At 71.1% G+C, this 17,518-nt stretch carries 18 protein-coding genes; 8 read left to right on the forward strand and 10 right to left on the reverse strand.

The genetic code is table 11. The features are described from left to right. The first annotated feature begins 12 nt into the window (after positions 1-12). The 4 genes from G3I78_RS43370 (at position 13) to G3I78_RS43385 (ending at position 4,951) form a co-directional block, all read left to right on the forward strand. Entirely contained in the window at positions 13-1,353 is a 1,341-nt protein-coding gene (locus tag G3I78_RS43370) for a DUF2252 domain-containing protein (RefSeq protein WP_164435365.1), read from the forward strand. A gap of 199 nt (positions 1,354-1,552) precedes the next feature. Then, positions 1,553-2,140, forward strand: coding sequence for a chemotaxis protein CheB (locus tag G3I78_RS43375; RefSeq protein ID WP_164435367.1), 588 nt, complete (start codon positions 1,553-1,555; stop codon positions 2,138-2,140). Between the two features lie 17 nt (positions 2,141-2,157). After that, on the forward strand, positions 2,158-4,065 hold the full coding sequence (locus G3I78_RS43380) for a CheR family methyltransferase (protein WP_164435376.1): 1,908 nt from the start codon (positions 2,158-2,160) through the stop codon (positions 4,063-4,065). A gap of 22 nt (positions 4,066-4,087) precedes the next feature. Continuing rightward, the gene (locus G3I78_RS43385; protein WP_164435378.1) at positions 4,088-4,951 is read left to right on the forward strand and encodes an ANTAR domain-containing protein; all 864 of its coding nucleotides are present in this window, start codon (positions 4,088-4,090) and stop codon (positions 4,949-4,951) included. On the opposite strand, the gene G3I78_RS43390 is transcribed toward G3I78_RS43385, so the two are convergent. Continuing rightward, positions 4,937-5,668 carry an alpha/beta fold hydrolase gene (locus G3I78_RS43390; protein ID WP_164435380.1) on the reverse strand — a complete coding sequence of 244 codons (732 nt, stop codon included), beginning with the start codon at positions 5,666-5,668 and terminating at the stop codon, positions 4,937-4,939. The two genes, G3I78_RS43385 and G3I78_RS43390, sit on opposite strands and share 15 nt — an antisense overlap. A 105-nt stretch (positions 5,669-5,773) precedes the next feature. Here G3I78_RS43390 and G3I78_RS43395 point away from each other — a divergent pair, with 105 nt between their 5' ends. Further along, a complete protein-coding gene (locus G3I78_RS43395) occupies positions 5,774-6,061 on the forward strand; it encodes a hypothetical protein (protein ID WP_164435382.1) in 288 nt (95 codons plus the stop codon). 19 nt (positions 6,062-6,080) lie between these two features. On the opposite strand, the gene G3I78_RS43400 is transcribed toward G3I78_RS43395, so the two are convergent. From G3I78_RS43400 to glnA, 4 genes are all read right to left on the reverse strand, one after another. Then, entirely contained in the window at positions 6,081-6,665 is a 585-nt protein-coding gene (locus G3I78_RS43400) for a hypothetical protein (protein ID WP_164435384.1), read from the reverse strand. 2 nt (positions 6,666-6,667) lie between these two features. Next, on the reverse strand, positions 6,668-7,594 hold the full coding sequence (gene htpX, locus G3I78_RS43405; RefSeq protein WP_164435386.1) for a zinc metalloprotease HtpX: 927 nt from the start codon (positions 7,592-7,594) through the stop codon (positions 6,668-6,670). 116 nt (positions 7,595-7,710) lie between these two features. Further along, positions 7,711-7,971 carry a hypothetical protein gene (locus G3I78_RS43410; protein ID WP_164435388.1) on the reverse strand — a complete coding sequence of 87 codons (261 nt, stop codon included), beginning with the start codon at positions 7,969-7,971 and terminating at the stop codon, positions 7,711-7,713. Between the two features lie 110 nt (positions 7,972-8,081). Continuing rightward, positions 8,082-9,491 carry a type I glutamate--ammonia ligase gene (gene glnA, locus G3I78_RS43415; RefSeq protein WP_164435390.1) on the reverse strand — a complete coding sequence of 470 codons (1,410 nt, stop codon included), beginning with the start codon at positions 9,489-9,491 and terminating at the stop codon, positions 8,082-8,084. 199 nt (positions 9,492-9,690) lie between these two features. Between glnA and G3I78_RS43420 the strand changes: the two genes are divergently transcribed. Then, positions 9,691-10,161, forward strand: coding sequence for an RDD family protein (locus tag G3I78_RS43420; RefSeq protein WP_164435392.1), 471 nt, complete (start codon positions 9,691-9,693; stop codon positions 10,159-10,161). 140 nt (positions 10,162-10,301) lie between these two features. Beyond that, positions 10,302-11,549 carry a lipase family protein gene (locus tag G3I78_RS43425; protein ID WP_164435394.1) on the forward strand — a complete coding sequence of 416 codons (1,248 nt, stop codon included), beginning with the start codon at positions 10,302-10,304 and terminating at the stop codon, positions 11,547-11,549. Positions 11,550-11,662: 113 nt separating this feature from the next. Here G3I78_RS43425 and G3I78_RS43430 read toward each other — a convergent pair whose 3' ends face one another. From G3I78_RS43430 to lipB, 4 genes are all read right to left on the reverse strand, one after another. Further along, entirely contained in the window at positions 11,663-12,364 is a 702-nt protein-coding gene (locus G3I78_RS43430; RefSeq protein ID WP_164435396.1) for a DUF4191 domain-containing protein, read from the reverse strand. A 68-nt stretch (positions 12,365-12,432) separates the two neighbouring features. Then, the gene (locus G3I78_RS43435) at positions 12,433-12,633 is read right to left on the reverse strand and encodes a hypothetical protein (RefSeq protein WP_164435398.1); all 201 of its coding nucleotides are present in this window, start codon (positions 12,631-12,633) and stop codon (positions 12,433-12,435) included. Between the two features lie 269 nt (positions 12,634-12,902). Further along, positions 12,903-13,868: a lipoyl synthase gene (lipA, locus tag G3I78_RS43440; protein ID WP_164435400.1), complete on the reverse strand. Its 966-nt coding sequence runs from the start codon at positions 13,866-13,868 to the stop codon at positions 12,903-12,905. A gap of 74 nt (positions 13,869-13,942) precedes the next feature. Further along, a complete protein-coding gene (gene lipB / locus G3I78_RS43445) occupies positions 13,943-14,743 on the reverse strand; it encodes a lipoyl(octanoyl) transferase LipB (protein WP_164435409.1) in 801 nt (266 codons plus the stop codon). Between the two features lie 235 nt (positions 14,744-14,978). Between lipB and G3I78_RS43450 the strand changes: the two genes are divergently transcribed. Then, entirely contained in the window at positions 14,979-16,415 is a 1,437-nt protein-coding gene (locus G3I78_RS43450; protein ID WP_164435410.1) for a regulator, read from the forward strand. Positions 16,416-16,572: 157 nt separating this feature from the next. Here G3I78_RS43450 and G3I78_RS43455 read toward each other — a convergent pair. After that, positions 16,573-17,518, reverse strand: a 946-nt coding sequence (locus tag G3I78_RS43455; protein WP_164435412.1) for an FAD-dependent oxidoreductase, incomplete at its 5' end; no start/stop codon positions are given.

The raw sequence follows: 17,518 nt of genomic DNA on the forward strand, positions 1-17,518 counted from the left end.
GAGGCGAGACGCATGAGCACCCCCGCCACCCGCACGGAGCGCGGCCGAGCCGCCCGCAAACGCGTCCCCCGCTCCGGCCACGCCGCCTGGATCCCGGCCATCGACCGCCAGGACCCCGTGGCCGTACTGGAGAGACAGGGCCGCGACCGCCTCCCTGAACTGCTCCCGATCCGCTACGGCAGGATGTCCGCGTCCCCCTTCGCCTTCCTGCGCGGCTCCGCCGCCGTGATGGCCGCCGACCTGGCCTCCCAGCCGCACACCGGCCTCACGGTCCAGCTGTGCGGCGACGCCCACCTGCTCAACTTCGGCCTCTACGCCTCCCCGGAACGCACGCTCCTCTTCGACCTGAACGACTTCGACGAGACCTTCCCCGGCCCCTTCGAATGGGACGTCAAGCGGCTCGCGGCGAGCGTCACGGTCGCCGCCCGCGAGAACGGGCACAGCGACGCCAAGGCCCACCGGGCGGCTCTGGAGGCGACGACGGCGTACCGTACGGCGATGCGCAGGCTGGCCCGCATGGGCGAGCTGGAGGTCTGGTACGAGAGCGTCGACGCGGAGAGCCTGCTGCCCCTGGTCCGCTCGGCCCGCCACCGCCGGCGCGTCGAGTCCAGCCTGACCCGGGCCCGCCGCCGCACCAGCCTCCAGGCGGTCGGCAAGCTGACGGAGCTGGTCGACGGCCGCCGCCGCATCATCCACGACCCACCGCTCCTGGAACCGGCCGGCGCCCCCGACATGGCGAGCCTCCGCAAGATCTTCAGCGACTACCGCTCCACCCTCTCCGAGGAACGCCGGCTGCTCCTGGACCGCTACCGCTTCGTGGACGCGGCCCGCAAGGTCGTCGGCGTGGGCAGCGTCGGCACCCGCTGCTTCATCGTGCTGCTGGCCGGACGGGACGACGACGACCCGCTGTTCCTCCAGATCAAGGAGGCGCGGAAGTCCGTACTCGAAGAACACCTGCCCCACGGCCCCTACGTCCACCCCGGCCGCCGTGTGGTCGCCGGCCAGCGCCTCCTCCAGGCCGCCAGCGACATCTTCCTCGGCTGGATGAGCGGCCCCCAGGGACGGGCCTTCTACTGGCGCCAGCTCCGCGACATGAAGGGCTCCGCCGACGTCGCCGGCATGCCCCCGGCCGACCTCACGGCCTACGCCCGCCTCTGCGGCACCACCCTGGCCCGCGCCCACGCCCGCTCCGGCGACCGCCTCGCCATCGCCGCGTACCTCGGCACCACGGACACCTTCGCCCACGCCGTGGCCGACTTCGCCCTCACCTACGCCCATCAGACGGCCAAGGACCACGCGACCCTCTCGGCGGCGATCGCGGCGGGCGTCGTCAGGGCGGCACCGGGGGAGTAGGCGCGCCGGCCGGTGGGGGCCGGCCGCGCATCCGGTTGGGGCGATGGACGCACCTTCGGACGCGTACGGTGCGCAGGGGACCGATGTCCCCCACCGGACGGCAACGGGCCGCCGCAGGCATCTCAGGGGCGCGGGGAACTGCGCAAAACGCCCGCCCTCACCGAACCCGCACCCGCCCACCAACGCCAAAGGCAATCACATGACCACCCTCGACTCCTTCGACGTCGTGGCCATCGCCTCCTCCGCAGGCGGCATCCACGCCCTGTCCACCCTCCTCACCTCCCTCGACGCCGACCTCCCCGTCCCCCTCCTCGTCGTACAGCACCTCGACCGCCGCCACCGCACCGTCATCGCCGAAGTCCTCACCCGCCGCACCGACATGAACGTGAAACTCGCCGAGGACCACGAGCGCGTCACCCCCGGCACGGTCTACATCGCCCCGCCCGACCGCCACCTCCTCGTCCGCCAGGACGGCGTGCTCGCCCTCACCGACACCGAGCTCGTCCACTTCGTACGGCCCTCCGCGGACCTCCTCTTCGAGTCGGTCGCCGGCGCCTACGGCCCCCGTGCCATCGCCTGCGTCCTCACCGGTACCGGCCGCGACGGCGCCATGGGCGTGGACGCCGTCAAGTCGCGCGGCGGCACCGTCATCGTCCAGGAACCGGCCACCGCCGAGTTCCGAGGCATGCCGGACGCGGCGATGGGTACGGGCACAGTGGACTTCGTGCTACCTCTGGAGGAGATCGCCGCGGTGATCCGCGGACTGGTCGACACCAAAGGGCAGTAGCAGAAGTGGCGGAAGAGATGAGTGACGGACAGCCGGAGCCGGAGACCGACGAGGAGCTGGAGGAGCTCCTCCGCTTCCTGCGGGACGCCCGCGGTTTCGACTTCACCGGCTACAAGCGGTCCTCCCTGGGCCGCCGTATCCGCAAGCGGATGGCCGACGCGGACGCGGCGTCGTACGCGGACTACCGCGACCGCCTGGAGACCAACGCGGATGAATTCAACGCCCTGTTCAACACCATCCTGATCAACGTCACCTCGTTCTTCCGCGACCCGGAGGCCTGGACGTTCCTCCAGCGCGAGGTCCTGCCCGAGCTGCTCGCGCAGAGCGGACCGGACGACGAGATCAGGGTGTGGAGCGCGGGCTGCTCCAGCGGCGAGGAGGCGTACTCGCTCGCGATCATGTTCGCCGAGGCGCTCGGTCTGGACGAGACCCTCGAACGCGTCAAGATCTACGGCACCGACGTCGACGAGGAGGCCCTGCGCGACGCCCGCTCCGGCCTCTACCCGGCGAAGGCCCTCGAACCCCTGGCGCCCGAGCTGCGCGAGAGCTACTTCGAGCAGAACGGCGCCCGCTTCGGATTCCGCCCCGACCTGCGCCGCAGGGTCATCTTCGGCCGCCACGACATCACCCGGGACGCCCCGATCTCCCGGCTCGATCTGCTCGTGTGCCGCAACGCGCTGATGTACTTCAACGTCGAGACCCAGACCCAGATCGTGGACCGCTTCCACTTCGCCCTGCGCGAGGGCGGCTTCCTCTTCCTCGGCAAGGCCGAGATGCTGCTCAACGACGTCGACCGGTTCGACGTGCTGAGCATGCGTCAGCGGGTGTTCCGGCGGCGCCCCGGCGAGGCGGCCGCGCCGCACGTCCCCGCCCCGGTGAAGATCCGCGCGGGGATGAACTCCGACGTGCACACCGTGGCCCGGCACCGGCAGCTGCGCGACCTCATCCTCGACGCGACCCCGAGCCCCGCGGTGGCCGTCGACACCGAGGGCACCGTCATCCACGTCAACAACCACGCCCGCCTCCAGTTCGGCCTGACCGGCAACGACGTGGGCCGCCCCTTCCAGGACCTGGAGATCTCCTACCGGCCCGTCGAACTGCGCTCCCTGATCGAGCAGGCCGGGCACGAGCGCCGCACCCTGCGGGTCAACGGCGCCGAACGCCGGACCAGCGAGGACTCCCAGTTCTTCGACATCCTCGTCCAGCCGCTGACCGGCCCGGACGGGCTCACCGTGGCCACCAACATCACCTTCACCGACGTCACGGTCGCCACCCAGCTCAGATCCGAGATCAAACGGGTCCGCGAGGACCTGGAGACGGCGTACGAAGAACTCCAGTCGACGAACGAGGAGTTGGAGACCACCAACGAGGAACTCCAGTCCAGCATCGAGGAGCTGGAGACGACCAACGAGGAACTCCAGTCCACGAACGAGGAGTTGGAGACCACCAACGAGGAACTCCAGTCCGGCAACGAGGAACTGGAGACCATGAACGAGGAACTGCGGGTCCGTACCGAGGAACTGGACCAGGCCCGCTCGTTCCTGGAGGCCGTGCTGACCTCGATCGCCGCGGGAGTCGTCGTCCTCGACCGGGAGTTCAAGGTCAGGAGCTGGAGCCGGGGCGCCGTCGAACTGTGGGGGCTGCGGTCCGACGAGGTCCTGGACCGGCCCTTCTTCGGCCTGGACTTCGGGCTGCCCACGGAGAAGCTCCGCGAGGCCGTCCAGCGGTGCGTCGAGGAGCGCGAGCACGGGGTGCCGATCTCGGTACCGGCGGTCAACCGCCTGGGCCGGTCGATCATGTGCACGGTGCAGTTCAGCCCCTTCGACGGCCGGGTCCGTCCGCCGGAGCCGGGACGGGTGGGCGAACCGGCTCGTGGCGGGGTCGTCCTGCTGATGGAAGAGACCCCGGCGACCGGGTCCGGTTGATGGGCGGGCGTACGCTGTGAGTATGGCCACCGGAGACGGGGACCCGGACCCCCTGGCTTCCGCACAGCGGAACGCCGCGGCGGCGCGTGCCCGCTCGGTGCGCGAGAGCAACCGCGCCGAGCGCCACGAACTCCTCGCCCAGCAGGCCGGTGACGAACTCCTCAGGGACGTCCATCTGCGGATGGCCGAGGTCCACCGCTCCACGGCGTCCTGCCATCTGACCGCGGCCCATCTCCAGGAGGACTACGTCGCCCGCCTCGCCGGGTGGGCCGGACGCCGGGACGCGCCGCGGCCGCCCTTCATGGCGGGGGTCGCGGCGGCCTGCGGCACCAGCAGCGCGGCGCTCACCCTGGTCGGGGCGACGCTGGACCAGCTCGCGGTGGCCGCCTCCGACGAACCGGCCCGCGCCGCCCAGGAGTTGGAGTTCCTGCTCGGCGAGGGCCCGGCCCGGGACGCGACGAGCCAGATCCGCCCCGTCTCGGCGTCCGGCGCGGCCCTCATCGACCGCTGGCCCGGCTACGGCCCCGCGGTCGCCGAACTCGGCATCTCCGAGGTGGCCGCCGTACCCCTCAGCCTCGCCGGCACCTGCGTCGGCGCCCTCGCCGTCTTCGACCCCGCCCCCGGCATCATCGGCTCCCAGGGCTTCACCGAGGTCGCCGAAGCCCTCACCACCTCCATGATCCTCTCCCCGCACGACGCCCCCGTCCTCTACGGCGAGACCGACCCCCGCGACCTGGTCCACCAGGCCGCCGGCATGCTCTCGGTCCAACTCGGCTGCCCGGTCCCCGACGCCCTGGAACTGATCAAGGCTCACGCCTTCACCGAAGGCACCTCCGCGGAATCGGTGGCGACCCGCATCACCCAGGGCACGCTACGGCTGGGCTGAAGCGCGGTCGCGCCGCAGCAGCGCCGTCACCAACTCCAGCCGGTCACCGCCGTGATCCCGCAGCCACATCCCCAACTGGTGGTCCGCGTCCGGCAGTTCGAGACGGGTGAACCGTGCCCGGTGTGCCAGTGCCCGCTGTACCGCCTCCGTCACCTGCGGGGGGATCACCGAGTCCGTGCCCGGGACCACGAGGACCGCTCGGCCCGCGTACGAGCGCAGGGCGTCGAGGGCGGGAGAGCGGTGCCAGCTGTCCGGGCGGCGGATGACCGTGGTGAAGTCGCCGTCGCCGTCGCCGAACGGGAGGTCCCAGGCCTCGGCCGCGTACACGGCGGGCGCGCACAGGGCCAGGGCCGTGACCCGGTCGCCGTAGTGCCGGGCGAGGTCCGCCACCGTGTGGCCGCTCATGCTGAATCCGACCAGGATCAGCGGATCGCCGGCCGGAACGCGTGCGTCGATCACGGCGGCCGCCTGCTCGAAACGGCGGCGCAGGCTCAACTCGCGCAGTGCGCCGGTGCTTTCGCCGTGGCCGGAGAAGTCGAGGGCCAGGGCGGAGCAGCCGTGGGCCGTGAACTCGTCGAGCAGGGGCAGGAGCCGCTCCTTGCTGCCCCGGCCGGCCCCGTGCAGCAGAACGGCGGTCGCGGGCGAGGCCGGTCCGGCGTCGCCGTACACGCCGCTGAGGCGCTCACCGTCGTGTTCCTGTGTGAAGGACCCGGGCATGCCACCAACTCCAGAGTGCGGGGAAACAGCTCGCGCAGGGCAGGCATCAGCCCGCCCCTCCGGGGCTACTCTTCTACACCACACCCACGCACACGGAGGCCCGTCATGGGCACCATCGTCATTGCCGGAACCGTCGTCCTGGTCGTCCTGGGCTTCGGGAACCACACCTGGTGGCTCGTCGCGGTCGCCCTGCTCTTCCTCTACACGCAGTACGGCAGGGGCACTTCGGCGTCCTCGTCGGGCGGGGCGTCCGGGGGCGGCGGTACGGGCGCGGCGCCGGGCAGCTACCGGGCGTACCGCGAGCGCCGGGACAAGCAGGCCAGGTGGGAGCGCCGTTACCGCCGCGAGCACCCCTTCGAGTCCCGTCGGCAGGCACGCGAGCGCAAGCAGTAGGGCCGGGAGCGGGGGAGGCTCACAGCCCCGGGGCGCCCCAGAGCGGGAACCAGCGGCCCAGGTCCTCCTCGATCCGCAGGTCGCCCGAGAGCGCGGCCTTCACCCGCAGCTCCAGCGGGTTGTCGCGCCGCTGGCCCTCGCCGGGCAGCGGGGCGAAGGGGTAGAAGGTGCCGCGCTTGTAGAGGTAGACCAGCGAGAGCGACCGGCCCTCGGGGTTCTCGAACCCGGCCAGCGAGCACAGCAGTTGGGGCCCGAAGCCGTTGACCTCCATCGAACTGTTCACCGCGTGCAGGTCGTTGACCAGCTGCGGCAGCTGGTCCGGGGTGCGCTCGGAGACCAGCCAGGAGTAGCCGAAGGCGTCCCGTCTCAACTCCACCGGCGGGCCGTCGCGGTCGGCGTCCGCGTCGAGCAGGGCCTGGACCTCCCGGTGCGTCTGCTCGAAGGCCGCGCCCTCGACCGTGGCGAAGCACACCGCCCCGCGCCCGGTCGGGGTGAAGGAGGCGGCCGCTTCCAGGGTCACGGCCGCCGAGGGCAGGGCGAAGAGCCGGTCGAGGTCGGGCGCGACGGGCTTGGTGCGCCCGAGCAGGATGTCCAGCAGCCCCATCCTCAGCCCGCCTTCCCGTGGTCGGGCGTCGCCGCCTCACCCAACTCGGTGGAGATCCGGCCCAGTTGCTCCAGCCGCTGCTCCAGGGACGGGTGGGTCGAGAAGTACCGCTCGATGCCGGGCTCCTTGCCGGTGGCCGGGGTGAAGTAGAAGGCGTTGAAGGCCTGGGCGGTGCGCAGGTCCTTGGTGGGGATGCGGGCGATCTCGCCGGAGACCTTGGTGAGCGCGGAGGCGAGCGCCGAGGGCCGGCCGGTCAGGTGGGCCGCCGCCCGGTCGGCCGCCAGCTCCCGGTACCGGGACAGCGCCCTGATCAGCAGGAAGCTGATCGCGTACACGGCCGCGGACACCCCCATCACGGCGGCGAAGATCACGGCGGTGTTCTGGTCCCGCCGCCCGCCCCCGAACACCTGGGAGTAGAAGGCGAACCGTACGACGAGCCCCGCGATCACTCCCAGGAACGAGGCGATGGTGATCACGGCGACGTCCTTGTGCGCGACGTGCGACAGCTCGTGCGCCAGCACGCCCTCCAGCTCGTCGGGCTCCAGCCGCCTGAGCAGCCCGGTGGTCACGCACACCACGGCGTTGTCCGCGTTGCGCCCGGTGGCGAACGCGTTCGGCATGTCCATGGTGGAGACGGCGATCACCGGCTTCGGCATGTCCGCGATGGCGCACAGCCGGTCCACCACGGCGTGCAGCTCGGGGTACTCCTCCCGCTGCACGACCTTCCCGCGCATCGCGAACATCGCGATCCGGTCGGAGAACCAGAACTGTGCCACGAACATCACGGCGATCAGCCCGACCACCAGCAGCCACGACTTCAGCAACACGATCAACGCGACCACGAAGGCCACGTACAGCAGCCCGAGCAGGAACAACGTGACCGTCATCCGCACGGCCAGCCGCCGGTCGCTCCGAAAACGACTCCGCATCTGCACCACCCCGCAGTCAGGCACTCGCCCCAAGCTCCAGTGTGCACCCGCCCCCACCCATGAAGCGGTCCCGATCAGCCCTGGGCCCGGCAAAGGCTCAGCCCTTCGGCACGGAGTTAGCGCGGCGCCCGGAAATCCACGTATCCCAGCACCAGGATGACCACCGCCACACACCCCAGCACGATCGCCACCGACCCCCAGGCCGAGCGCCGAGCGGCCCGTACCCGGGGCTCCGCCCGGAACGGCTGCGGCTTCGGCGGGTTCGCCTTCCAGCGGGCCGCCAGCATTCGGGCGCGGGCGGAGGGTTCCTTGTGCTCGGCTCCGTCGGCCCACTTGATGTCGAAGTCGCGTTCGTGTTCGTCGTCCTGTGCGGACATCCCCGTATCCCCGTCGTCTTCCGTCGAACAGTTGTGCAAGGAACGATACGACGGCGCCCCCACCCCTGGACAACAGGAATGGGGGCGCCGCCGTACGGCCTACGCGTCGATCACACGTCGAAGTACAGCTCGAACTCGTGCGGGTGCGGACGCAGCTGGAGCGGGGCGATCTCGTTCGTCCGCTTGAAGTCGATCCACGTCTCGATCAGGTCCGGCGTGAAGACGTCGCCCTGGAGGAGGAACTCGTGGTCGGCCTCGAGGGAGTCGAGGACGGCCGGGAGGGAGGTCGGGACCTGGGCGACGTTCGCGTGCTCCTCGGGAGCCAGCTCGTACAGGTCCTTGTCGATCGGCTCGGCCGGCTCGATCTTGTTCTTGATGCCGTCGAGGCCCGCGAGGAGCAGGGCGGAGAAGGCGAGGTACGGGTTGCCGGAGGAGTCGGGCGCGCGGAACTCGACGCGCTTGGCCTTCGGGTTGGAGCCCGTGATCGGGATACGCATGGCCGCGGAGCGGTTGCGCTGCGAGTACACCAGGTTGATCGGGGCCTCGAAGCCCGGGACCAGGCGGTGGTACGAGTTCACCGTCGGGTTGGTGAAGGCCAGCAGCGACGGGGCGTGCTTGAGGATGCCGCCGATGTAGTAGCGGGCGGTGTCCGACAGGCCCGCGTAACCGGCCTCGTCGTAGAAGAGCGGCTGGCCACCGGTCCACAGGGACTGGTGGACGTGCATGCCCGAGCCGTTGTCACCGAAGATCGGCTTCGGCATGAAGGTCGCGGTCTTGCCGTTGCGCCACGCCACGTTCTTCACGATGTACTTGAAGAGCTGGAGGTCGTCGGCCGCGGCGAGCAGCGTGTTGAACTTGTAGTTGATCTCGGCCTGGCCGGCGGTGCCCACCTCGTGGTGCTGGCGCTCGACCTGGAGGCCGGAGGCGGCGAGCTGGAGGGAGATCTCGGCGCGCAGGTCGGCGAAGTGGTCGACCGGCGGGGTCGGGAAGTAACCGCCCTTGTAGCGGACCTTGTAACCACGGTTGTTCTCGACCGCACCGGTGTTCCAGGCGCCGGCCTCGGAGTCGATGTGGTAGAAGCTCTCGTTCGCCGAGGTGGCGAAGCGGACGCTGTCGAAGACGTAGAACTCCGCCTCGGGACCGAAGTACGCGGTGTCCGCGATACCGGTCGACGCGAGGTACGCCTCGGCCTTCTTCGCCACGTTCCGCGGGTCACGGCTGTACTGCTCGCCCGTGATCGGGTCGTGGATGAAGAAGTTGATGTTCAGCGTCTTGTCACGGCGGAAGGGGTCGACCCGGGCGGTCGACAGGTCCGCGCGCAGCGCCATGTCGGACTCGTGGATGGCCTGGAAGCCGCGGATCGACGAACCGTCGAACGCGAGCTCCTCGTCCGGGTCGAACGCCTCGACGGGCAGCGTGAAGTGCTGCATCACGCCCGGCAGGTCGCAGAACCTGACGTCGACGAACTTGACGTCCTCGTCCGCGATGAACTTCTTGGCCTCGTCGGCGTTCTGGAACATCCAGCTCCTCCTACTCCCGACCGTTCCTTGACCGGGGTGGTAGTTCGTTCGTGCGGCCAGTGCGGTGGCACACGCTGTCCACGACCCTAGGGACGGGTGGTTTCTCGGGCGTGACCCATTTGTTTCGCACAAGTTAACCGGACATCGTCGGCCCGGCCCACCTGTCCGTATCCCGAAACGCGCGCAGTACCGTGGACGCGTGGACAAGAGGGATGCAATCGGATCGTGGCTCTCGGGCCCCCGCGCGGCCGCCGAGGACGCCGGTGTCGACTTCGGATACCGCGGGCAACAGCTCGGCCTGCCCGAGGAGGGGCCGGGCTCCATCGCCCGCCCGGGGCGGCGGCTCGGCGCGCTCGCCGTGGACTGGGCGATGAGCGTCCTGATTGCATCCCAGTTGATCACTCAGAGCTACGGCGACCCGTCGACCTCGAACTGGTCGCTGCTGGTCTTCTTCGTCATGGGCGTCCTCACGGTCGGCACCATCGGCTTCACCCCGGGCAAGCGGCTCTTCGGCCTGCGCGTGGTCGCCCTCGACAGCGGCCGGGTGAACCCGGCGCGCGCCCTGCTGCGTACGGTCCTGCTCTGTCTCGCGCTCCCGGCCCTGATCTGGGACCGCGACGGCAGGGGGCTGCACGACCGGCTGGCGAAGACCGTGGAAGTGCGGATCTGACGAGGCGCCTCGTCTTTGTCGTCTCCTGACAGTCGCGCCGATGAACACGCGCGGCGGCTGACTACAAGTCAGTAGGCCCGGGCTCCTAGCGTCTGGCACCCAAGCAACCTCCCCCCGTTGCGAAGGGACGCCCCGGACCGATGAAGAGATCCGCCCTCGTCAGCATCCTCGCCGCTGCTCTGCTGAGCGTCGGCCTCGCCGCCGAAGCCCCCGAGGCCTCCGCCGCGGTCGCCTGTACGGCGGCGGACGCGGACGTCTACACACCCCCCACCACCGTGCCCGCCACCCCGGGCACCGTCCTGGTCTGCCGACCGGTCACCCTCAGCCAGGTGCCCGGCAACATCTCCATGTCGGCCTGGAAGGTGCTCTACAGCTCCACCGACAACCAGGGCCGACCGGTCGCCGTCTCCGGCACCCTCGCCGTCCCGACCGCACCCTGGACCGGCACCGGCCCCCGCCCCGTCGTCGCCTTCCACCCCGGCACGCTGGGCCTCGGCCCCCAGTGCGCGTTCTCCAAGCAGCTCGCCGGGGCCTACCAGGACGAGTACGAGGGCGACAACATCGCGGCCCTGCTCAAGGCCGGGTACGCCGTAGCCGCGACCGACGGCCCCGGCTACCTGGACGGCCAGACGCACCGCTATGTCGCCGGCACCGATGCCGGGCACGCCCTGCTCGACATCGCCCGGGCCGCCCCCGCCGTGCCGGGCAGCGGTCTGTCCCGGCAGGCGAGGATCGGCCTGTGGGGCTACTCCGAGGGCGGCGCGGCCAGCCTGTGGGCGGCCCAGCTCGCGGCGGGCTACGCCCCCGAGCTCACCGTGGTCGGCGACGCGTCCGGCGGCATCCCGGGTGACCTGAAGCAGGTGGCGGCCGGGCTCGACGGCGGCGCCTTCTCCGGCTTCCTCGCCGACGCGGCCATCGGCATCCAGGCCGCCCACCCCGCCCTGCCGTTCGACTCGCTCCTCAACGACCAGGGCAAGGAGGCCGTGAGGACCGCCAAGTCCGTCTGCCTGGCCGGCACCGTCACCGCCCTCGCGGGCAAGAGCATCAAGGACTTCACCACGGCCGGCCTCACCCTCGACCAGCTCTACCAGCAGCGCGGCACCGACGGCCGTACCTGGGGCCAGGTCCTCGACGCCCAGAAACTCGGCGTGAACCTCGGGACGTACCGGATCGCCTTCCCCGTCCTCCAGTACCGCGGCGCCCTCGACGAGGTCATCCCCACCGCCACCGAGGACGCCGTACGCACCGCCTACTGCGCGGCCGATGTGCGGACCGGCTGGAAGGTCTACCCCGGCGACCATCTCCTCACCGACAACCAGGCCGTCGGCGACGTCGTTTCCTGGCTCGGCGACCGGTTCGCGGGCAGGGCGGCGCAGAGCGACTGCTGACGCCCCAGGTCCGTTACGACGGGTCCGTTACGACGGGTCCGTTACGACGGGTCCGTTACGACGATGAGGGCGCCCGGAGTGATCCGGGCGCCCTCATCGTCGTACGGGAGAAATCAGCGGGCCTTGCCGCCGCCCTTCGGCAGCTTCATGCCCTTGGGCATCGGGCCCTTGGGCAGCGGCATGTTGCTCATCAGGTCGCCCATCGCGCGCAGCCGGTCGTTGGTGGCGGTCACCTGGGGGCCGCTCAGGACGCGCGGGAGCTTGAGCATCGTGGTGCGGACCTTCTTGAGCTCGACCTGGCCCTCGCCGGTGCCGACGAGGATGTCGTGCACCGGGACGTCCGCGACGATGCGGTTCATCTTCTTCTTCTCGGCGGCCAGCAGGCTCTTCACGCGGTTCGGGTTGCCCTCGGCGACCAGCACGATGCCGGCCTTGCCGACGGCCCGGTGCACCACGTCCTGGCTGCGGTTCATCGCCACCGCGGGGGTCGTCGTCCAGCCCCGGCCGATGTTGTCCAGCACGGCCGCGGCCGCTCCCGGCTGGCCCTCCATCTGCCCGAACGCCGCTCGCTCGGCCCGGCGCCCGAAGATGATCGCCGTCCCGAGGAAGGCGAGCAGGAAGCCCAGGATGCCGAGATAGACCGGGTGACCGATCAGGAAACCGATCGCGAGAAAGACACCGAGGATCAGAATGAAGACGCCCGCGAGCACGAGGCCGATCTTCTTGTCGGCCCTGCGGGTCATCTTGTACGTCAGGGCGATCTGCTTCAGTCGCCCGGGGTTAGCGGCATCGGCCGCACTGTCACTTCTCGCCATGCCCGAAGTCTACGTGGCCCCCGGAGCGCCGACGACGGCAGTGCCCGCGGGGAAACGGCCGGGAAACCTCAGGAGTGGACGGCGAACGTCTGGTCCAGGACGCGCTGCGCCTCGACCCGGTCCTTGGCGCGGCGGCGGTCCTCCAGGACGGAGGTCCAGGCGTTGCGGCGGGCGGTCCGCTGACCGCTGCCCATGAGCACGGATTCGACGGCACGGAGTGCATCGGTGAACGACGGGATCGCGGTGGCGCGAACGGGCGCGGCCTGCATGATGGAGGTCCCCCCTCGGGAGCGGCGGCTCTGGTGAGTGGTGCACGGGCTGTACAACCAGGGTCACTGAATGGTGTTACCAGGGCGTGACCGACCGGTCAAACACCAATGAAGCCTTGATGCGATGCCCGAAAACACTGACGCGGCCCTGATGACCCCCCTATCTGCGGGGATGCCCAGGACCGCGTCGATCGGCCGCTACCGAGCGGTAGTTGCTTGTGCTCGGATTCACACGTTCCGAGTGGCACTGCGTGCCATCTGATGGGCCGTCAGACCGCCTGCGAGGCGACATACGCGCCCCGCTTCTCGACGGCCATCTGGTAGAGCCGGCCCGCCCGATAGGAGGACCGGACGAGCGGTCCGGACATCACGCCGGAGAAGCCGATCTGCTCGGCCTCCTCCTTCAGCTCCACGAACTCGTGCGGCTTGACCCAGCGCTCCACGGGGTGGTGGCGCACGGACGGGCGCAGGTACTGCGTGATGGTGACCAGCTCGCAGCCCGCGTCGTGCAGCTGGCGCAGCGCCTCGCTGACCTCCTCGCGGGTCTCGCCCATGCCGAGGATCAGGTTGGACTTGGTCACCAGGCCGAAGTCACGGGCCTCGGTGATGACCTTCAGGGAGCGCTCGTAGCGGAAGCCCGGGCGGATCCGCTTGAAGATCCGCGGGACCGTCTCGACGTTGTGCGCGAAGACCTCGGGGCGGGACTCGAAGACCTGCCGGAGCAGCTCCGGCACCGCGTTGAAGTCCGGGGCCAGCAGCTCGACCTTGGTGCGGCCGGCCTCGCGGGCGGACGTCTGCTCGTGGATCTGGCGGACCGTCTCCGCGTACAGCCAGGCGCCGCCGTCCTCCAGGTCGTCGCGGGCGACGCCGGTGATGGTGGCGTAGTTGAGGTCCATGGTGACCACGGACTCGCCCACGCGGCGCGGCTCGTCACGGTCGAGCGCCTCGGGCTTGCCGGTGTCGATCTGGCAGAAGTCGCAGCGCCGGGTGCACTGGTCGCCGCCGATGAGGAAGGTCGCCTCGCGGTCCTCCCAGCACTCGTAGATGTTGGGACAGCCGGCTTCCTGGCAGACCGTGTGCAGACCCTCGCTCTTCACGAGCTTCTGCATCGCGGTGTACTCGGGACCCATTTTCGCCCGGGTCTTGATCCACTCGGGCTTGCGCTCGATGGGGGTCTGGGCGTTGCGGACCTCCAGGCGCAGCATCTTGCGTCCGTCGGGTGCGACTGCGGACACGACCGGCTCCCTAGCGATTGATTCTTCGGCGTGCTCAAGGGTACGCCCGTGGATTTGAAAGCCCACCGCCTGTCTCAGGCCGCAGGTGTCTTCTCGATCACCCTCGGCTTGAGGTCCGCGTTCTCCAGTACGTCCGTCAGGTGCCGTTCGACGACGGGCAGCACCTCGGCGATGGTCACGTCCCGGCCGAGTTCGGCCGCGAGGGAGGCGACACCGGCGTCCCGGATGCCGCAGGGGATGATCCGGTCGAACCACTTGTTGTCCGGGTTCACGTTGAGCGCGAAGCCGTGCATCGTCACGCCCTTGGCGACCCGGATGCCGATCGCCGCGATCTTGCGGTCCTCGCGCCGCTGGCCCGCGTTGGACGGGGCGTACTCCGGGCCGTTCAGGCGCGGGTCGAACTCCTCGTCCGTGAGCCGGGGGTCGAAGTCCAGGGAGAGTCCGCCGAGGGAGGGGCGCTTCTCGACGGGGTCACCGAGCACCCATACGCCGCTGCGGCCCTCGACCCGGGTGGTCTCCAGGCCGAACTCCGCGCAGGTGCGGATCAGGGCCTCCTCCAGGCGCCGTACGTGCGCCACCACGTCCACCGGACGCGGCAGCTTCTGGATCGGGTAGCCCACCAGCTGGCCCGGGCCGTGCCAGGTGATCTTGCCGCCGCGGTCCACGTCGATGACGGGGGTGCCGTCCAGGGGGCGCTCGCTGTCCGCCGTGCGCCGGCCCGCCGTGTAGACAGGGGGGTGTTCGAGCAGCAGGACGGTGTCGGGGACCTCGTCCTCGAAGCGCGCGGCGTGCACCCGGCGCTGCTCGTCCCACGCCTCCTGGTACTCGACCGCGTCCGTACCGAACCCCATGCGGACGAACCGCAACCCACTCACGGCAAGCGCCTCCCTAGAAGGTTGTAAGGCACGAAAGGTGCCTACGCCACTGTACGTCCGGCCCGTGACCGTCAGCGTCGGGGCCAATCCTCACACGATCGGATGAACGAGCGTCGAAGTGTGCGATCGTCTGCTCACTCTCCGCTACATTCGCGCCGTTCACAGAGGCCATAAGGGCTGCTCACAGGCAATCCGGGCCATTCACCGGCCCGGAAGGCAGGAGACCGCACCGCAGATGACGGAACGACCCGCGCAGCGCACCCCCAACCGACAGCTCGCCGCGCTCATCGCAGAAGCGGGGTTCTCCAACGCGGGTCTCGCCCGACGCGTGGACCAGCTCGGACTCGAACACGGGCTGGATCTCAGATACGACAAGACATCCGTCACCCGGTGGCTGCGCGGGCAGCAGCCCCGGGGCACCACACCCGCCCTCATCGCCGAGGTCTTCACCCGGCGCCTGGGCCGCCGGCTCTCCGCGCAGGACCTCGGCCTCGACGCCTGCGCCCCGGTCTACGCCGGGCTGGAGTTCGCCGCCGGACCCGAGGAGGCCGTCGACATCGTCAGCGGGCTGTGGCGCAAGGACTCCGGCAGCCACGCCGAGCTGCGCAAGATCGCCTTCACCCCCGCCGGGCTGGTCGTCCCGAGCCGCGACTGGCTGATCGGCCGCCCCGACGACCGGGTCGCCCGCGGCGAACCACCGGCCCGCATCCCGCTCCAGGGCCGCCCCGGGGTCCCCCGCCAGCGCGGCCAGGCCGAGCGCGGGCCCGGCCAGAGGGTCACGGCCGGCGACATCGCCGCGCTCGGCTCGGTCGGCGACCTCTTCCGCACCCTCGACGACCAGTACGGCGGCGGGCACGCCCGGCAGGCCCTGGTGCGCTATCTGGAGCACGAGTGCGAGCCGATGCTGCGCGGCACGTACGGGGAGACCACCGGCCGCAGACTGTTCGCCGCCGCGGCGGACCTGACCCGGCTCGCGGGATGGACGTCGTACGACATCGCCGCGCACGGCCTCGCCCAGCGGTACTTCGTCCAGGCGCTGCGGCTCGCCCAGGCCGCGGGGGACCGGTCCTACGGGGCGTACGTACTGGTCACGATGAGCCGCCAGGCCGTGTACCTCGGACACGGGCGGGAGGCGATCCAGCTGGCGCGGGTGGCCCAGCAGGGGGTCGGCACGAACGCCCCGCCGGTCGTGCAGGCGCTGCTGCACTCGGCCGAGGCGCGGGGGCACGGCGTGCTGGGGGAGGTGCGGGCGTGCACGGCGTCCCTGGTCCGTGCCGAGCGGGCGCTGGAGGCGGCGCGGGTCGGTGACGAAGTCCCGCACTGGGCGCGGTTCTTCGACGAGGCGCAGCTGGCCGACGAGTTCGGGCACTGCCACCGGGACCTCCAGCAGTTCCGGGCGGCTGTCCAGCATGCCGAGCGTTCGCTTCAGCTGCGGGCGCCGGCGTATGCGCGGAGCCGGTTGTTCTGCCGGGTGGTGCTGGCCTCCGCGAGGCTGGGGCTCGGGGAGCTGGACCAGGCGTGCTCGTTGGCCGCCGAGGCGGCCGGGCAGGCCGCGGAGATGCGGTCGGTGCGGGCCGTGGAGTATGTGCGGGACTTCGAACGGCGGTTGGAGCCCTACAAGGATGCGGCGCCGGTCCGGAGCTATCGGGACAAGGTCGCCGCGCTGGGGTGAGGCCGCCTCGCCGTGACTCCGCACCGTCGTACGGCGAGTGCCGGTCCGCTGCGGCCTGTCGCGCCCGCGCGGCGGTGGCTGTGGCTGGTCGCGCCCGCGCGGCGGTAGGCGCACATCGGATACAGCCCCGCGCCCCTTCAGAGGCGCGGGGCGAGCCTCACGCCGCCTGGGCCGTCGGCGCCGGGTCCGCGCGGTGCATCGAGCCCGTCGCTCCCAGGTCTTTCAGTATCGCTGCCGTCGCCCGGTGGGCCGAGTGCAGTGCGCCCTGGACCGTGCTGGTGTCCCGGTGGTCGCCGCAGACGTAGAGGCCGGCCAGGAGGCGCACCGGGCGGCGCAGGTCGTGCGGGGGACGCATGGCCGGGACCGCCTCGCGGGTGTGGTGGACGGCCAGGGTCTCCCAGCGGTGCGTCGGGGTGCCGTAGAGGCGGGCGAGGTGGGTGCGGACCGCGGTGTCCAGGTCCGGTGGGGGGTTGCCCAGGACCGTCGAGGAGATCAGGGACCGGCCGGACGGGGCCCGGGACGGGTCCACCTCGCTGATCAGCGCCGTGTGGGCCACCGGGCCGCCGCGGTCGGCGTCCAGGAGCAGCGCGGCCCCCGTGCCCGGCGCTTCGTCCGTGGTGTGGTGGACCACCGTCACCGGGTGGAAGTCCGGGACCCGCAGACCCGGCAGCAGGTCCGCCGCGGCGCGGGCGTCCGTGGCCAGGAGCACCGCACGGCAGCGGATCTCGCCGTGCTCCGCCGTGGTCACCGAGGTCGTCGCGACGGACGTGACCCGGACGCCCGTGTGCACGGTCCCCGGCGGCAGGGTCTGGGCGAGCAGCTCCGGGAGCATCTCGGCGCCGCCCTCCGGCACACACAGCCGGCCGCCCGCGAAGGCCCGCAGCGCGAGGTCGGCGCAGCGGCTGGATGTCGTCAGGGCCGGGTCGCACAGCAGCGCGGCGAGCAGCGGACGCAGGAAGCCGTCGATCGTGCGGGCGGGCAGCCCCCGGGCCGCGAGCGCCTGGCCCGCGGGCAGTTCGGGGCGGGCCAGGAGGCGCTCCACGGGGACGTGCGCGAGCCGGGTGAGCGCGGCGCCGAGCCGGGCCTGGTCGACGAGATCGGAA

The sequence above is a fragment of the Streptomyces sp. SID13726 genome (assembly GCF_010548375.1).
GTDB lineage: Bacteria > Actinomycetota > Actinomycetes > Streptomycetales > Streptomycetaceae > Streptomyces.